At 45.2% G+C, this 15,378-nt stretch carries 18 protein-coding genes and 1 pseudogene; 15 read left to right on the top strand and 4 right to left on the bottom strand.

Annotated elements, in window-relative coordinates; all coding sequences use genetic code 11:
- Window positions 1-236: 236 nt before the first annotated feature.
- Complete coding sequence (locus H8S63_RS12835) at window positions 237-1,736, bottom strand: acetyl-CoA hydrolase/transferase family protein (protein ID WP_186926994.1); 1,500 nt, start codon at window positions 1,734-1,736, stop codon at window positions 237-239.
- Between the two features lie 54 nt (window positions 1,737-1,790).
- Window positions 1,791-2,165, bottom strand: coding sequence for a hypothetical protein (locus H8S63_RS12830; RefSeq protein ID WP_007757184.1), 375 nt, complete (start codon window positions 2,163-2,165; stop codon window positions 1,791-1,793).
- Window positions 2,166-2,500: 335 nt separating this feature from the next.
- On the opposite strand from H8S63_RS12830, the gene miaB reads away from it, so the two are divergent.
- Window positions 2,501-3,868, top strand: a complete 1,368-nt coding sequence (miaB, locus tag H8S63_RS12825; protein ID WP_186926993.1) for a tRNA (N6-isopentenyl adenosine(37)-C2)-methylthiotransferase MiaB — start codon at window positions 2,501-2,503, stop codon at window positions 3,866-3,868.
- A gap of 89 nt (window positions 3,869-3,957) precedes the next feature.
- Here miaB and H8S63_RS12820 read toward each other — a convergent pair.
- Window positions 3,958-4,170: pseudogene (locus H8S63_RS12820) on the bottom strand (S24 family peptidase); the annotation flags it as partial.
- Between the two features lies 1 nt (window position 4,171).
- Here H8S63_RS12820 and H8S63_RS20375 point away from each other — a divergent pair.
- The 11 genes from H8S63_RS20375 (at window position 4,172) to folK (ending at window position 12,255) form a co-directional block, all read left to right on the top strand.
- Entirely contained in the window at window positions 4,172-5,770 is a 1,599-nt protein-coding gene (locus H8S63_RS20375; protein WP_270565674.1) for an RHS repeat domain-containing protein, read from the top strand.
- Window positions 5,771-5,846: 76 nt separating this feature from the next.
- Complete coding sequence (locus H8S63_RS12810) at window positions 5,847-6,230, top strand: JAB-like toxin 1 domain-containing protein (RefSeq protein WP_186926992.1); 384 nt, start codon at window positions 5,847-5,849, stop codon at window positions 6,228-6,230.
- Between the two features lie 163 nt (window positions 6,231-6,393).
- Window positions 6,394-6,516 (top strand): hypothetical protein, encoded by a 123-nt coding sequence (locus H8S63_RS20370; RefSeq protein WP_349953291.1) that lies wholly within the window; start codon window positions 6,394-6,396, stop codon window positions 6,514-6,516.
- Window positions 6,485-6,643, top strand: a complete 159-nt coding sequence (locus H8S63_RS12805; RefSeq protein WP_349953290.1) for an Imm65 family immunity protein — start codon at window positions 6,485-6,487, stop codon at window positions 6,641-6,643. The genes H8S63_RS20370 and H8S63_RS12805 overlap by 32 nt, the downstream gene beginning before the upstream one ends.
- Before the next feature lie 297 nt (window positions 6,644-6,940).
- On the top strand, window positions 6,941-7,840 hold the full coding sequence (locus H8S63_RS12800; RefSeq protein WP_022275811.1) for a class I SAM-dependent methyltransferase: 900 nt from the start codon (window positions 6,941-6,943) through the stop codon (window positions 7,838-7,840).
- A 3-nt stretch (window positions 7,841-7,843) separates the two neighbouring features.
- The gene (locus tag H8S63_RS12795) at window positions 7,844-8,725 is read left to right on the top strand and encodes an ABC transporter permease (RefSeq protein WP_007757193.1); all 882 of its coding nucleotides are present in this window, start codon (window positions 7,844-7,846) and stop codon (window positions 8,723-8,725) included.
- A gap of 95 nt (window positions 8,726-8,820) precedes the next feature.
- Window positions 8,821-9,063, top strand: coding sequence for a DUF3098 domain-containing protein (locus tag H8S63_RS12790; RefSeq protein WP_007757194.1), 243 nt, complete (start codon window positions 8,821-8,823; stop codon window positions 9,061-9,063).
- 2 nt (window positions 9,064-9,065) lie between these two features.
- The gene (locus tag H8S63_RS12785) at window positions 9,066-9,920 is read left to right on the top strand and encodes an undecaprenyl-diphosphate phosphatase (protein WP_186926990.1); all 855 of its coding nucleotides are present in this window, start codon (window positions 9,066-9,068) and stop codon (window positions 9,918-9,920) included.
- 51 nt (window positions 9,921-9,971) lie between these two features.
- A complete protein-coding gene (gene truB, locus H8S63_RS12780) occupies window positions 9,972-10,694 on the top strand; it encodes a tRNA pseudouridine(55) synthase TruB (protein ID WP_186926989.1) in 723 nt (240 codons plus the stop codon).
- Between the two features lie 17 nt (window positions 10,695-10,711).
- Window positions 10,712-11,770, top strand: coding sequence for a tRNA preQ1(34) S-adenosylmethionine ribosyltransferase-isomerase QueA (gene queA, locus H8S63_RS12775; RefSeq protein WP_022275809.1), 1,059 nt, complete (start codon window positions 10,712-10,714; stop codon window positions 11,768-11,770).
- On the top strand, window positions 11,770-12,255 hold the full coding sequence (gene folK / locus H8S63_RS12770; protein ID WP_007757205.1) for a 2-amino-4-hydroxy-6-hydroxymethyldihydropteridine diphosphokinase: 486 nt from the start codon (window positions 11,770-11,772) through the stop codon (window positions 12,253-12,255). The genes queA and folK overlap by 1 nt, the downstream gene beginning before the upstream one ends.
- Here folK and H8S63_RS12765 read toward each other — a convergent pair.
- Window positions 12,230-12,418, bottom strand: a complete 189-nt coding sequence (locus H8S63_RS12765) for a hypothetical protein (RefSeq protein ID WP_007757207.1) — start codon at window positions 12,416-12,418, stop codon at window positions 12,230-12,232. The genes folK and H8S63_RS12765 overlap by 26 nt on opposite strands.
- 230 nt (window positions 12,419-12,648) lie before the next feature.
- On the opposite strand from H8S63_RS12765, the gene metK reads away from it, so the two are divergent.
- From metK to H8S63_RS12750, 3 genes are all read left to right on the top strand, one after another.
- On the top strand, window positions 12,649-13,941 hold the full coding sequence (metK, locus tag H8S63_RS12760) for a methionine adenosyltransferase (protein ID WP_007757208.1): 1,293 nt from the start codon (window positions 12,649-12,651) through the stop codon (window positions 13,939-13,941).
- Between the two features lie 126 nt (window positions 13,942-14,067).
- A complete protein-coding gene (locus tag H8S63_RS12755; RefSeq protein ID WP_007757209.1) occupies window positions 14,068-14,655 on the top strand; it encodes a TIGR00730 family Rossman fold protein in 588 nt (195 codons plus the stop codon).
- Window positions 14,652-15,374 (top strand): DUF4271 domain-containing protein, encoded by a 723-nt coding sequence (locus H8S63_RS12750; protein WP_186926988.1) that lies wholly within the window; start codon window positions 14,652-14,654, stop codon window positions 15,372-15,374. The genes H8S63_RS12755 and H8S63_RS12750 overlap by 4 nt, the downstream gene beginning before the upstream one ends.
- Window positions 15,375-15,378: the final 4 nt, after the last annotated feature.

Below are 15,378 nucleotides of genomic sequence, written 5' to 3'. Positions count from 1 at the left end.
GGCTATTAACCGGTTGTTTCAACGAATCTCATGATACAGATATCTTACGAAGTCTAATGAGACCCGTTCTCTTAGTTGATAGAATGTGGCAAATAGTTGTTTCATAGGAGTGGTTTATTAATTCCTCTATAAAAATACAATTGTATTCTCTAATAAACAAAAATAACCGGATTTTGTTTACCAGAGAATACAATTATATCTATTTGACCTGGAATACTGTAAATTCTATATTCTATTTATTTTGCGTATTCAGCCCAGTTCGTATTCTTCATATCACCGCTCTTAGCCAGTTCCGCGTGCATTCCGAGTGCAGCTTGGATGGCGTGTGGAGTCTGGGCTTTGCCGTCGGCCAGTTTGAGATAATCCCAAAGCAACTGTTTGTAGTCGGGATGCGCACAATTCTCGATGATAGCCTGCGCACGTTCTTTCGGACTCTTGCCACGAAGGTCGGCAACACCCTGTTCGGTGATGATGATATTTACAGAATGCTCGCTGTGGTCGAGGTGAGACACCATCGGAACGATAGCGCTGATCTTACCTTCCTTAGCCACAGACGGACAAGTGAAGATAGAGATATAAGCGTTGCGGGTGAAGTCGCCCGAGCCGCCGATACCGTTCATCATCTTCGTGCCACCGATGTGGGTAGAGTTCACGTTACCGTAAATATCCGCCTCGATAGCCGTATTGATGGAAATTACACCGAGACGGCGAACCACTTCGGGGCTGTTTGATATTTCCGACGGACGGAGCACCAGCTTGTCGCGGAAGAAATCCATATCGTTGTAAATACCTTCAAGGCAGTCGTTGGTGACAGTCAGTGAGCAGGCACTGCCGAACTTGATACGTCCTTCGCGGATCAGACCTATCACGGAGTTCTGAATCACTTCAGTGTACATTTCGAAAGGGGGAATTGTTTTGTCGCGTCCCAATGCACCGAGTACGGCGTTAGCGATGTTTCCCACGCCCGACTGCAACGGAAGGAATGTAGCCGGAATGATACCGCGTTTCATATCCGCGGCAAGGAAGTCGGCCACGTTCTGCCCGATTTTGTCGGTCAGCGGATCGGCAGCGGCGAAAGAACGGGCTTCGTCCGGCCAATTGGTTTCCACCACACCGACAATTTTTTTCGGATCTACCTGCACGTACGGCAGTCCGATGCGGTCACTCGGCTTGTAGATCGGAATCTCGCGACGATAAGGAGGATCCAGAGGTTCGTATACGTCGTGCAGTCCCATGCCGGATTTACTGTGCGCACTGTTCAGCTCGATAATAATCTGGTCTGCCAGGCGGCAGATGGTCGGGGCGATACCGCCGGCGGCAGTCAGGTAGATTTTTCCGTCCGGAGTCACCTCGCAAGCTTCGATGATGGCAACGTTCACTTTGCCCATGAATCCGTAGCGCACCTCCTGCGCCATCTGTGAAAGATGTATGTCGTTGTAGGCAATTTCTCCGTTGTTCACAGCTTTGCGGAAATCGGCGTTGGTAGTGTAAGGAGCGCGGTAACGGATGGCTTTGGCACGTGATAGTATGCCGTCACAAGATTCTCCGGTAGATGCACCTGTAAAAATTCCTACTTGAAACGGGTTTCCTTTCGCGTGTTCCGCTTCAGCGATTTTTGCGAGTTCGGCTGTGACAGCCTTGGCTGTTCCGGCGGGAGTAAATCCGCTAAGGCCGATGTTGTAGCCATGTTTGATCAGGCTTGCAGCTTCCGCTGCCGAGATACGATTTAGTGGCATAAATAGTACAATTTCGTGTTAAAATACAGTTGATATTTTAGGGTTAATTATCGCTTAATATTTTCGTTGAAGAATCTCTCCCCAGATAATGGCGCGTCGGGCTTCTTCCGCCGAGCGGATTGTGAAATCCTGTTCGTTGCCGGGCGACGACTCGTCGGGAGCGTTGTATTGGGAGTTTTGCCGGATATTGCGTTTGTCCTGTGCGGCGCTGTTCGCTATGGAGGCGGCTACGGATACTTCTTCCCGTTTCTTTTTCCGTTTGGGGTTACTCCACGCTTCGGGCATAGGAACTGCGTCCGGTTTTATTTCGTCGGACGATGGCATAGGGGAAACGGGGCGTTTGCCGGGCTTTTTATTCTTATTCACCTCTTTAAATATTCCCACAAGAATGACGCCTGCTATCAAGAGAAATTTTAAGAAATCTTCCATTGTGCTTCACTGCTATTTAGTTATCTGCCAAAGTTACGTATTAAATCTGATTCAGGATAACTTTTCAGTATGAAAAAAGGGCAGCTTCACAGCTCCCCTTAATTTTTTTAACCTAAACCTTAACTATGAAAAAATCTAATGTTTCTTTCATTGCACAAATGTGAAAAATAAAATTAAAATTGCCAAGAATACTGCCGGAAAATGTTTATTCCCTTAACATTAATTACAGGTTATGTGACTTAATCGCAAGTTTTGGTGTTATTTTCGCGCTAATTTGTATCTTATTAAAAGCGAAGCCGTATCTTTGCAGCCGAATTTTTAATTTAGATTTGAGTATGAACGAATTAACGGGAGCGGACTTTAAATCCGCAACTGCTGATGACAGCAAAAAGCTGTTTATCGAGACTTACGGCTGCCAGATGAATGTGGCCGACAGCGAGGTGATTGCCTCAGTGATGCAAATGGCGGGTTACTCTGTGGCGGAAACGCTTGAGGAGGCCGATGCCGTGTTTATGAACACTTGTTCTATCCGTGACAATGCGGAGCAGAAAATCCTGAACCGTCTGGAGTTCTTCCATTCGTTGAAGAAAAAGAAAAAACACTTGATTGTGGGCGTACTGGGATGTATGGCCGAGCGGGTGAAGGACGATCTGATAACGAATCATCACGTAGACCTCGTGGTGGGGCCGGATGCATACCTGACATTGCCCGATCTGATTGCCGCTGTAGAAGCCGGAGAGAAGGCGATCAATGTGGAACTTTCCACTACCGAAACTTATCGGGATGTGATTCCGTCGCGTATCTGCGGCAACCATATTTCCGGATTCGTGTCCATCATGCGCGGTTGCAACAACTTCTGTACCTACTGTATCGTGCCCTATACTCGCGGGCGCGAGCGTAGCCGTGATGTAGAGAGTATCCTGAACGAAGTGGCTGACCTGGTGGCGAAAGGTTATAAGGAGGTGACATTGCTGGGACAGAACGTCAACTCCTACCGTTTTGAGAAACCGACGGGCGAGACAGTCACTTTCCCGATGTTGCTGCGTACTGTGGCGGAGGCGGCTCCGGGTGTACGTATCCGTTTCACGACCTCCCATCCGAAGGATATGAGCGATGAAACGCTTGAAGTGATCGCGCAGGTTCCCAATGTGTGCAAGCATATCCACTTGCCCGTGCAGAGCGGTAGTTCCCGCATTCTGAAGCTGATGAACCGCAAGTATACCCGCGAATGGTATCTGGACCGGGTGGCGGCTATCAAACGTATCATCCCCGACTGCGGACTGACAACGGATATCTTCTCCGGTTTTCATTCCGAGACGGAGGAAGATCACGCCATGTCGCTCTCTTTGATGGAAGAGTGCGGATACGATGCGGCTTTCATGTTCAAATATTCCGAACGTCCGGGAACGTATGCCTCGAAACATCTTGAAGACAATGTGCCCGAAGAGGTGAAAGTGCGTCGCCTCAACGAGATTATCGCCTTGCAGAACCGTCTGTCCGCCGAGTCCAACCAGCGTTGTATCGGAAAGACGTACGAAGTCCTCGTGGAAGGAGTCTCCAAGCGCTCGCGTGACCAGCTGTTCGGCCGTACGGAACAGAACCGTGTCGTAGTGTTCGATCGGGGCATACATCGTGTCGGCGACTTCGTGAACGTACGTATCACGGAAGCCAGCTCGGCTACGCTGAAAGGCGAAGAAATCTGATTTTTCACCACAGAGGACACAGAGGACACGGAGGTTTAAAAAAAAGGAAAAAACCTCTGTGTCCTCTGTGGTGAAAACTGTGGTGAAACTTACATCATCATGTTTTTCCTGATCGAGAATTTTACGATAGCCATCGTGTGAATGCATTTCAGAGGCAGGTCCATGGGGTCGTGATGCGGGTTGTAGCTGACGAGTCGGATACAACCCTCTTTCTCTGATTTGCTGACGTACTTCACGGTCAGATATTGGTCTCCATCCAAATCGAAAGAGACGATATACATCTCTCCGTATATCACTTCTGTTGTGGATGTGGCGAAAGTGGCAGCAGGATTGTGTGATACCGTGGGTCTTGGCGGTTCGGGATATAGTGTGACGGGTCTCTCTTTGGTGTCTCCGACATTGTTGGCAATTAATTATTATGATGATTATTCCTTTCTTGATACATCACTCTTTTCTGCCCACAAGGTTTTCCTGTTAGGCGACTCTTGTGTTTCAGGATTTTCACCTATTTCCTCCTGTATTCCCCGTGGTTTGCCCACAGGAGCGGTGTATATGTGTTTGTATGGGGATAGTGCTGTGTCTATTAATTGTTCTGTGAGCTATTATGATTCCTTGGAGCGTATTGTACAGACTAAATCGCTCAATCATCGGGGAGGTTATGATATGTCGTATCTTTCTTGCAATCTTTCGGGTGAACTGTTAGCGGAAGAGCGGATTCATCATGCCTGCAATGGTGAAGAACCGTTAACGGAGCGGTTTGTTTATACCTACGACTTGATGGGCCGTTTGCTGACAACGTCCTGTCAGTTGAATGATTCCTCTCCTTTTCTTTTGGCGGATAATAAATATGATGAATTGGGACATTTGCAGAGGAATAAACGCAAGGGCCATCCGTCTTTGCAGACTGAATACAGTTATAATGTCCGTTCTTGGTTGGGTAAACTGTCCGGTCCTTTATTCGCTCAGAAACTGTATTATAACGATGGTATGGGAATCGCCCGTTATAATGGCAATATCAGTGCTATGACTTGTCAGTATGGGAGTGAGAGTTCGGAGTGTGGGTATAAGTTCGAATATGACGGACTGAATCGTTTGACTAATGCTTTTTATGGTGAGGATTCTGCTCTTTCGTTGAATTCCCATCGTTTTGATGAGCAGGTCACGGGGTATGACAAGCAAGGAAATATTTTGAGATTGCTCCGTTATGGTCGGACTTCATTATCCGGCTATGGTCTGATTGGCAATCTGAACCTAACATACCACGGTAACCAATTGCAGTCCGTTTATGATAATGCGACGAATTCCGCTTATGGTAATGGAATGGATTTTAAAGACGGTGCCAGTCAGTCTCAGGAGTATGTTTATGACGCTGAAGGTACTAAACTTCGTACCACGCACATCATAGGAAATGATACTATGTTGACGGATTATTGCGGCAATTTGATCTATGAAAACGGTGTCGCTGCATGGTTGCTGACCGAGTCCGGTTATATCACTTTGGCTGATGATAAGTACCATTACTATCTGAAAGATCATCAGGGCAATAATCGTGTAGTTGTTGATGAAACCGGCAATGTAGAAGAGGTGAATGATTATTATCCTTTCGGTGGCCTGATGTCTTCTTCTTCTTCGAATTCAGTTCAACCTTATAAGTATAATGGTAAGGAGCTTGATAGAAAAGGTGGTTTGGATTGGTATGATTATGGTGCGAGACATTATGATGCGGTGATAGGTAGATGGCATGCGGTGGATCCGTCAAGTGAGAAGTATTATGGCTGTAGTCCGTATACATATTGCAAGAATAGTCCTGTGTTGAGGATTGATTTAGATGGAAAGGATGATTATGTAGTGACCAAATCAGGAAGATTATTCAATGAAACCCCAAAGAATATGAGGATATAGAAGTTCTACGGATAACCTTGCTTCCTTTGACGACCGTTCGAAGTCGATTAGAGTAAAAGCGGGACTTCTTGGGAATATGTATAATTCACAAAAAGGAAATGCATACATAAAAGCTTATGGAAGTACACAAGATTTGGAAACAGCTGCTGCAGTATTTAAATTTGCTGCTGACAATACCTCGGTAGAGTGGCAATTAGATGTATATGATGATAACAGTATTAAAACAGTAGTAGTAACAGATAAGAGTGAATATTCTGTGAATGGGACCTGTGCTCAAAAGCAACTTCAGATAGAAGGTGAGAGAATAATAGATATTCATTCCCATTTTCGGGAGGTACCAAACGAGGAGCCGGGAATGATTTTAATCTGGCCAAACCTAAACGTAAAAATGCTGTTTACATTAGAGATAGCGGAAAGGAGGGAATGCTATATGAGTATAATAACAAAAAGTCGCAGATAAAATCTATACCTATATTTTCAAAAGAAGACCTATTATAATATATACGAAAATAGTAAACATATGAGAAAACTTATCAGAATTATTATGGTAGTGATATTTTGGGGATGTATGTCCCCCTACCCTTCCTGAGATACATCAACGTGTTGCCGATCAAGTAACGATCTTGATAGACAAGGGACATTTATCTGCCCCTTACATAGAAATTTACGAATCATTCTCTAATGATTCTATTTGCAGATTCAACCTTTTGTTTTTTGAATATAAATGGAAAACCGACAGGATTTAGAATACAACATGATGATAGATATTCAGGTATTATTTTGAAGTCAGATTCATTATCTAGAACGATCAATAACGAAAGTTTTTATGATAAAGAAGATAGGATACGTAGATTCTTTAAATGGGATCAGTAATTAATAACGTGTCTTACCTTGATATAAGTTGACTTAAATTTGTCTAATCCATATCAGGGTAATTTTTTCTATTAGCATGATTAGATACTCACTGGTATACTTCTTTCTCCCAACAGGCTGCTTTATCATTTTATCTCTCAAGATTTAGCAAAATCATGCAGGGTTTATATTTCTGTTTTCTATTAAAAGTCCTTAACGAAAGCCCAATCCATCACATTTTATTTGTTTCTTTGCACCAAATTAGGGTATAGTGTTGCTTCTTGCATTGAGGCAGCACTTAATTTTGTTTTAGGATTAATGGAGAAACTCAGTATAAATGCTTGTCCGGTGTGTGGTTGTACGCACTTGAAACGCGTCATGACTTGTACGGATTTTTATGCTTCGGGCGAACAGTTTGAGCTGTATTCGTGTGACGATTGCAGCTTTACGTTCACGCAAGGAGTTCCGGTGGAAGCAGAGATAGGCAAGTATTATGAGACTCCCGATTACATCTCCCACACTGATACGCGCAAGGGCGCGATGAATAATATCTATCATTACGTACGTTCCTATATGCTGGGCAGCAAAGCGCGTCTGGTAGCCAGAGAAGCGCATCGCAAGACGGGACGTTTGCTCGATATAGGTACGGGAACCGGTTACTTTGCCGATACGATGGTACGTCGTGGTTGGAAAGTGGAGGCGATAGAGAAAAGTCCGCAGGCACGTGAATTTGCAAAAGCGCATTTCAATCTGGACGTAAAGCCGGAGTCGGCACTGAAAGAGTTTGCTCCCGATAGCTTTGATGTCATTACCCTTTGGCACGTGATGGAGCATCTAGAACACCTCAATGAGGTGTGGGGACGACTCCGTGAGCTGCTGACGGAAAAAGGAGTATTGATTGTGGCAGTGCCCAACTGTTCTTCGTACGATGCCAAGCGTTATGGCGAATATTGGGCGGCATACGACGTTCCCCGCCACCTTTGGCATTTTACTCCGGGCACTATACAGCAGTTGGCTTCCCGTCACGGTTTTATTATGGCAGCACGCCATCCGATGCCGTTCGATGCGTTTTACGTATCTATGCTGAGCGAGAAACATCGTGGCAGTTCGTGCAGTTTCCTGAAAGGGATGTATGCAGGCACGCTGGCTTGGTTCAACGCTTTGGGACGAAAGGAACGGAGCAGTTCTATGATTTACGTATTCCGAAAAAAGAGATAACGCATGGGAAATAAAAACAAGTATAAGTCAGGTTCGATTTTCGACATGCAGTTCATTACGTCGAGTATCAGTACGACACTGGTGTTGCTGTTGCTGGGACTGGTCGTCTTTTTCGTGTTGACGGCACACAATCTTTCCGTCTATGTTCGTGAGAATATCAGTTTCTCTATTCTTATCAGTGACGATATGAAGGAGGCCGACATACTGAAACTTCAGAAGAAACTGAACGGTGAATCTTTCGTGAAAGAGTCCGAATACATCTCTAAGAAGCAGGCTTTGAAAGAGCAGACGGAGGCGATGGGCACTGACCCCAAAGAGTTTCTGGGTTATAATCCTTTCACCGCTTCTATCGAAATCAAGCTCCATTCCGAGTATGCGAATTCCGACAGTATCGCGAAGATAGAGAAGAAGATCAAGAGGAATACCAACATACAGGATGTGCTCTATCGGAAGGAGCTGATTGACGCGGTGAATGACAATATACGGAATATCAGCCTGGTGCTGCTTGCGTTGGCAGTAGTGCTTACCTTTATCTCTTTTGCATTGATAAACAATACGATAAGGCTGGCCATTTACTCCAAGCGATTCCTCATTCACACCATGAAACTAGTAGGTGCGAGTTGGGGATTTATTCGTGGCCCATTCCTCCGGAAGAATGTGTGGAGCGGAGTGTTGGCGGCGGTTGTGGCAGATACGGTGTTGATGGGAACTGCTTATTGGGCGGTGACATACGAGCCGGAGCTGCTCCAGGTCATCACGCCCGAGGTGATGTTGATTGTATGTGCAAGCGTATTGGTGTTTGGAATTGTGATTACATGGCTCTGCGCCTATGTGTCAATCAATAAATATCTGAGAATGAGGGCGAACAGCCTGTACTATATTTAGCGGATAATGAGTGATAAGTAATAAGTTGAGGTAGTGAGACACGTCGTTTGCGACTTTAATTTATAATTTTTAATTTATAATTTTTAATTGAAACTATGTCTGACAAGCAGAAATTTGCCTTTGATAAAGTGAACTTTATCTTGCTAGCAATAGGAATGGCGATTGTTATCATCGGGTTCCTGCTGATGGCGGGACCTTCGTCGTCCGAAACAGCCTTTGAACCGGATATCTTCAGTGTACGTAGAATAAAGATAGCGCCTGCTGTTTGCCTGTTTGGCTTCTTGTCTATGATATACGCTGTGTTGCGCAAACCTAAAACTCAAAAGACAGAGAAATAAAGATGGGGGATCTGACTACATTTGAAACAATTATCATCGCTATTGTAGAGGGATTGACGGAGTTTCTTCCGGTTTCTTCTACGGGACACATGATTATAACACAAAACATACTGGGAGTAGAGAGTACGGAATTCGTGAAGGCTTTTACAGTTATTATTCAGTTTGGCGCGATTCTTTCGGTTGTCTGCCTTTATTGGAAACGGTTCTTCCGGTTGAACAACACTCCGGTGCCTGCCGGTACTTTCTGGCTGAAGCGTTTGCTGCATCGGTTCGATTTTTATTGGAAACTGTTGGTCGCTTTTATCCCTGCGGCTATATTGGGTTTCTTATTCAGTGATAAGATAGATGAATTGTTGGAGAGTGTGACGGTGGTTGCCGTTATGCTGGTAATTGGCGGAGTGTTCATGTTGTTTTGCGACAGAATATTCACGAAAGGAAGTGAAGATACGGTGCTGACGGAAAAGAAAGCATTCAGTATCGGCTTGTTTCAGTGTATTGCCATGATACCGGGCGTTTCGCGTTCGATGGCTACTATTGTGGGCGGTATGGCGCAGAAACTGACACGTAAGGAAGCAGCCGAGTTTTCGTTTTTCCTGGCAGTGCCGACGATGTTTGCGGCAACCGGATATAAGGTGCTGAAACTCTTTCTGGATGGAGGGACTGAAATACTGATGAATAATATGCCGGCACTTATCATTGGTAATGTAGTGGCTTTTATCGTCGCTTTGCTTGCTATAAAGTTCTTTATAAGCTTCGTGACCAAATATGGTTTTAAGGCCTTCGGTTGGTATCGGATTATCGTGGGCGGAGCTATTCTGGTGATGTTGTTGATGGGATATAATCTGCAAATAGGCTGACGGGCTTTGGATGAGTTGTCGCAGAAGCGAATGAGTTATAAATAAAGGCTGATGAATTTTAAAAAAGGAGAAGTACTGTTTTTTAATAAACCTCTCGGGTGGACTTCATTTAAAGTAGTGGGACATGCCCGCTATCATATCTGTCGCCGGATAGGAGTGAAAAAACTGAAAGTCGGACACGCTGGTACGCTGGATCCTCTTGCAACGGGGGTGATGATAGTATGTACGGGTAAGGCCACGAAGCGGATAGAAGAGTTTCAATATCATACGAAGGAGTATATCGCCACGCTCCGGCTGGGGGCTACTACGCCGTCGTACGATTTGGAACACGAGATAGATGCTACCTACCCTACCGAACATATCACACGGGAGATGGTGGAAGAAGTGTTGACACATTTTATAGGTACGATAGAACAGGTTCCTCCTGCCTTCTCCGCCTGTATGGTGGATGGAAAACGTGCTTATGAGTTGGCACGGAAAGGCGAGGAAGTCGAACTAAAGGCGAAGCAGCTTGTTATCGACGAGATTGAATTGCTGGAATGCTGTCTGGAAACATCGGAACCGATGATTCGGATTCGTGTGGTATGCAGCAAGGGAACGTATATCCGTGCGTTGGCACGCGATATTGGCGAAGCACTCCACAGCGGAGCGCATCTGACGGGATTGATTCGTACACGTGTGGGCGATGTCCGTCTGGAAGACTGTCTGGACCCTGAACACTTTAAAGAGTGGATAGACCGGCAGGAAATAGAAAATGAGGAAGAAAATAATTAACGTAATAAGGAATAGATATGAAATTATCACAATTCAAATTTAAGTTACCCGAAGACAAGATCGCGTTGCACCCGACGAAGTATAGGGATGAATCGCGTTTGATGGTATTGCATCGTAATACTGGTAAGATTGAGCACAAGATGTTCAAGGAAGTTCTAGAGTATTTTGATGATAAGGATGTGTTTATATTCAACGATACAAAGGTATTTCCGGCTCGTTTGTATGGTAACAAGGAGAAGACTGGTGCCCGTATCGAAGTGTTCTTGTTGCGTGAGTTGAACGAAGAACTACGCCTGTGGGACGTGTTGGTGGATCCGGCCCGTAAGATCCGTATCGGTAATAAGCTGTATTTCGGACCGGACGATTCGATGGTGGCTGAGGTGATTGACAATACTACTTCGCGTGGCCGTACGCTCCGTTTCCTTTATGACGGACCTCATGACGAGTTCAAGAAAGCTTTATATGAATTGGGCGAGACTCCCCTGCCCCATACGATTATCAACCGTCCGGTAGAGCCGGAAGATGCGGAGCGTTTCCAGTCTATCTTTGCGAAGAACGAAGGTGCGGTGACTGCCCCGACTGCCAGCCTGCATTTCAGCCGTGAGCTGATGAAGCGCCTGGAGATCAAAGGAGTGGACTTTGCTTACATCACTCTGCACGCCGGTTTGGGCAACTTCCGCGATATCGATGTGGAAGACCTGACAAAGCATAAGATGGATTCGGAACAGATGTTTGTGGATGAAGCGGCTGTGAAGACTGTCAACCGTGCGAAAGATAACGGCAAGAATGTGTGTGCGGTAGGTACGACAGTGATACGTGCGATTGAAAGTGCGGTCAGCACGGACGGACATCTGAAGGAATTTGAGGGCTGGACTAATAAGTTTATCTTCCCCCCGTATGAATTCACCGTAGCCAATTCAATGATTTCCAACTTCCATATGCCGCTTTCTACCTTGCTGATGATTGTAGCTGCCTTTGGCGGTTATGAACAGGTGATGGATGCTTATCATGTAGCGCTGAAAGAAGGTTATCGCTTCGGTACGTATGGAGATGCAATGCTGATTCTGGATAAATAATGGCGAAAGTGTATGTAGGACTCGGCACTAACTTGGGAGATAAAGAACAGAATCTTAAGGTTGCCGTGCAAAAAATAGAAGAGCAGATAGGGAAAGTCGTTTCCCTGTCTGCTTTTTACATAACTGCCCCTTGGGGCTTTACCTCTGAGAATAGTTTCCTGAATGCGGCGGCTTGTGTGGAAACGGAACTGTCTCCTTTGGATGTGTTGCAGAAAACGCAGTCGATTGAACGTGAATTGGGGCGCACGAAGAAGTCGGTCAATGGCGCTTATAGCGACCGCCTGATTGATATTGACCTGTTGCTTTATGAGGATCTGATTCTCTCTGCAGTCACTCCGTCCGGAGCGGAATTGAATCTCCCCCACCCGCTGATGGCGGAACGTGACTTCGTGATGAAACCGTTGGCGGAAATAGCTCCGGAACTGGTACATCCGGTATTGGGGAAGACGATGCGGGAACTTATTTCTTCTTTTTCTCCGCAATAAATACCGGCAAATAGGCAATGCAGCCTATCAATATTGCATACAGCAGATGAATCTCCTGGAACGGTCTGTCAATGAAATGGCAGACAATGGCATAGATGGCAATCGTGAAGCCTATATAAAGCGCCAGGACTAAGAGCGTTTTTAATTTCTTATTTAGAATCATTTTAAATCTATTTATGTGTTAAATACGGACCAAAGATACTCATTATCTCCGAAATCTCTTTATCTTTGCACCCGAAATGAAGGTGTGGACAGATTTGAGTAGCTTGCAACCACGGAAAAAAATGCTAAAACACGTCTTACCGACGCTTTGCGGTTTAATCCTTGCAGCACTCACCTCTCCTGCTCTCTCTCATTTTTTAATTTTCAATTTTTAATTCTTAATTTAAAAAGATGGGATACTTATTTACATCCGAATCGGTGTCAGAAGGACACCCCGACAAGGTAGCCGATCAGATATCGGATGCCGTGCTTGACAAACTGTTGGCTTACGACCCCAGTTCGAAAGTAGCTTGCGAAACACTAGTGACTACCGGACAAGTGGTGCTAGCGGGTGAAGTGAAAACAAAAGCGTACGTTGATCTCCAGCTCATCGCACGTGAGGTAATTAAGAAAATCGGCTATACCAAAGGAGAGTACATGTTCGAAAGTAACTCTTGCGGTGTGCTTTCCGCCATTCATGAGCAGAGCCCCGATATCAACCGTGGTGTGGAACGTCAGGATCCGATGGAACAGGGTGCGGGCGACCAGGGTATGATGTTCGGTTATGCTACCAATGAAACGGAAAACTATATGCCGCTTTCTCTTGATCTGGCACACCGCATTCTGCAAGTGCTGGCTGATATCCGTCGTGAAGGAAAGGTAATGACTTACCTTCGTCCCGATGCAAAAAGCCAGGTAACTATCGAATATGACGACAACGGAACTCCTGTTCGTATTGATACAATTGTTGTTTCTACGCAGCACGATGACTTTATCCAGCCGGAAGATGATTCGCAGACTGCCCAGCTGAAGGCTGACGAAGAGATGTTGTCTATCATCCGTCGTGATGTGATCGAGATTCTGATGCCTCGTGTGATTGCTTCCATTCATCATGATAAGGTGTTGGCGCTGTTCAATGATAAAATTATCTATCATGTCAATCCTACCGGAAAGTTTGTAATCGGTGGTCCTCATGGAGATACCGGTCTGACAGGACGTAAGATTATCGTTGATACGTATGGCGGCAAGGGTGCTCACGGTGGTGGCGCTTTCTCCGGAAAAGATCCCAGCAAGGTAGACCGCAGCGCAGCTTATGCGGCACGTCATATCGCAAAGAATATGGTTGCGGCAGGCGTAGCGGACGAAATGCTTGTACAGGTGAGCTATGCTATCGGCGTGGCTCGTCCGATCAATATCTTTGTAGATACTTACGGCCGTTCTCACGTGAACATGACTGACGGTGAGATTGCCCGCGTTATCGACCAGTTGTTCGACCTTCGTCCGAAAGCTATCGAGGAGCGCCTGAAACTTCGTAATCCTATTTATCAGGAAACGGCTGCATACGGTCACATGGGGCGCGAACCGCAGGTGGTAACGAAGAAGTTCTTCTCCCGCTATGAAGGAGACAAGACGGTAGACGTTGAACTCTTTACATGGGAGAAACTCGACTATGTAGATAAAATTAAAGCCGCTTTCGGTCTGTAAATAGTCTGAAACCGAGCTTGACTTATTTGATAAGAGCCGCAATTTCATTTTCCTTTTCGGGGAAAGGAGGTTGCGGCCTTTGTTTTTTTTCGTAATTTTGCAGGGTGATACAATAAAATCGTAGCAATGAACCAGATACATTCCGTATGCGTATATAGCGCTTCCAGCACCAAGATAAATCCTGTATATTTTAAAGCAGCCGAAGAGCTGGGCAGCTTGCTTGCCGAACATCACATTCGTCTGATTAACGGGGCAGGCAGTATCGGCTTGATGTGTGCCGTTGCAGATGCGGTGTTGAAGAATGGCGGTGAAGTGACGGGAGTGATCCCCCGTTTTATGGTGGAACAGAATTGGCACCATACCGGATTGACAGAACTGATTGAAGTAGAATCCATGCATGAACGGAAACAGAAGATGGCAAATCTGAGTGACGGTATTGTTGCATTGCCCGGTGGCTGCGGTACGTTGGAAGAACTGCTGGAAATTATTACCTGGAAGCAATTGGGGCTGTATCTCAATCCTATTGTCATTTTGAATGTAAACGGTTTCTTTGATCCATTGCTGGAAATGCTTGGGAAGGCGATTGACGAGAATTTTATGCGTCAACAGCATGGAGATATATGGAAAGTGGCACAGACACCTGAAGAGGCGTTGAGATTGCTCTATGAGACTCCTGTATGGGATATTTCCATTCGTAAATTTGCGGCTATATGATTGTGGAGCTGTTTACTTCCGGTGTTGAAGGCATTCCTGTCTCCTATTCTCCCCGTACAGATGATACTATTGCTCTGACCTTGCTGGTTTGCTTTTTTCTTTCGTCTATTGCTTTGGCTAAAGGAAAGAAATTTCTGTCTCAGCAAGTGAAAGATTTTGTACTGCATCGCGAACGGACAAGTATTTTCGATAGCTCTACAGCGGCTGATGTGCGTTATCTGCTGGTGTTAGTATTGCAGACCTGCGTGTTGTCGGGTATCACTTTTTTCAATTATTTTCATGATACGTGCCCTACCCTTATGGATCATGTGTCCTCTCTCCTGCTAGTGGGAATCTATGTCGTCTTTTGCCTTACCTATCTCTTACTGAAATGGTTACTTTATATGTTTCTGGGGTGGACTTTCTTTGATAAAAACAGGACAAATATGTGGCTGGAATCTTATTCCGCACTCATATATTATATTGGATTTGCTCTTTTTCCGTTCGTGCTTTTTCTCGTTTATTTCGACTTGAGTTTTACCAATTTGATTATAATCGGCTCAATTATTCTGATTTTCACCAAAATGTTGATGTTTTATAAGTGGATAAAGCTTTTTTTTCATCAATTTGGCGACCTTTTCCTATTAATTTTGTACTTTTGCGCTCTTGAAATAGTACCTTGTCTGCTACTCTATCAAGGTATGGTTCGAATTAATGATATATTGCTAATAAAATTTTAGGACG

This window comes from Bacteroides sp. NSJ-39 (genome assembly GCF_014287315.1).
Taxonomy (GTDB): Bacteria; Bacteroidota; Bacteroidia; order Bacteroidales; family Bacteroidaceae; genus Bacteroides; species Bacteroides finegoldii.
Note: the sequence above shows the minus strand (reverse complement) of the source record. Positions and strands in the feature narration are given on the sequence as shown.

What these genes read in the sequence shown, in the direction of transcription:
- H8S63_RS12835 (WP_186926994.1), bottom strand. Translation starts at nt 1,736, where the DNA reads ATGCCACTAAATCGTATCTCGGCAGCGGAAGCTGCAAGCCTGATCAAA.
- H8S63_RS12830 (WP_007757184.1), bottom strand. Translation starts at nt 2,165, where the DNA reads ATGGAAGATTTCTTAAAATTTCTCTTGATAGCAGGCGTCATTCTTGTG.
- miaB (WP_186926993.1), top strand. Translation starts at nt 2,501, where the DNA reads ATGAACGAATTAACGGGAGCGGACTTTAAATCCGCAACTGCTGATGAC.
- H8S63_RS12810 (WP_186926992.1), top strand. Translation starts at nt 5,847, where the DNA reads ATGTATAATTCACAAAAAGGAAATGCATACATAAAAGCTTATGGAAGT.
- H8S63_RS12800 (WP_022275811.1), top strand. Translation starts at nt 6,941, where the DNA reads ATGGAGAAACTCAGTATAAATGCTTGTCCGGTGTGTGGTTGTACGCAC.
- H8S63_RS12795 (WP_007757193.1), top strand. Translation starts at nt 7,844, where the DNA reads ATGGGAAATAAAAACAAGTATAAGTCAGGTTCGATTTTCGACATGCAG.
- H8S63_RS12790 (WP_007757194.1), top strand. Translation starts at nt 8,821, where the DNA reads ATGTCTGACAAGCAGAAATTTGCCTTTGATAAAGTGAACTTTATCTTG.
- H8S63_RS12785 (WP_186926990.1), top strand. Translation starts at nt 9,066, where the DNA reads ATGGGGGATCTGACTACATTTGAAACAATTATCATCGCTATTGTAGAG.
- truB (WP_186926989.1), top strand. Translation starts at nt 9,972, where the DNA reads ATGAATTTTAAAAAAGGAGAAGTACTGTTTTTTAATAAACCTCTCGGG.
- queA (WP_022275809.1), top strand. Translation starts at nt 10,712, where the DNA reads ATGAAATTATCACAATTCAAATTTAAGTTACCCGAAGACAAGATCGCG.
- folK (WP_007757205.1), top strand. Translation starts at nt 11,770, where the DNA reads ATGGCGAAAGTGTATGTAGGACTCGGCACTAACTTGGGAGATAAAGAA.
- H8S63_RS12765 (WP_007757207.1), bottom strand. Translation starts at nt 12,418, where the DNA reads ATGATTCTAAATAAGAAATTAAAAACGCTCTTAGTCCTGGCGCTTTAT.
- metK (WP_007757208.1), top strand. Translation starts at nt 12,649, where the DNA reads ATGGGATACTTATTTACATCCGAATCGGTGTCAGAAGGACACCCCGAC.
- H8S63_RS12755 (WP_007757209.1), top strand. Translation starts at nt 14,068, where the DNA reads ATGAACCAGATACATTCCGTATGCGTATATAGCGCTTCCAGCACCAAG.
- H8S63_RS12750 (WP_186926988.1), top strand. Translation starts at nt 14,652, where the DNA reads ATGATTGTGGAGCTGTTTACTTCCGGTGTTGAAGGCATTCCTGTCTCC.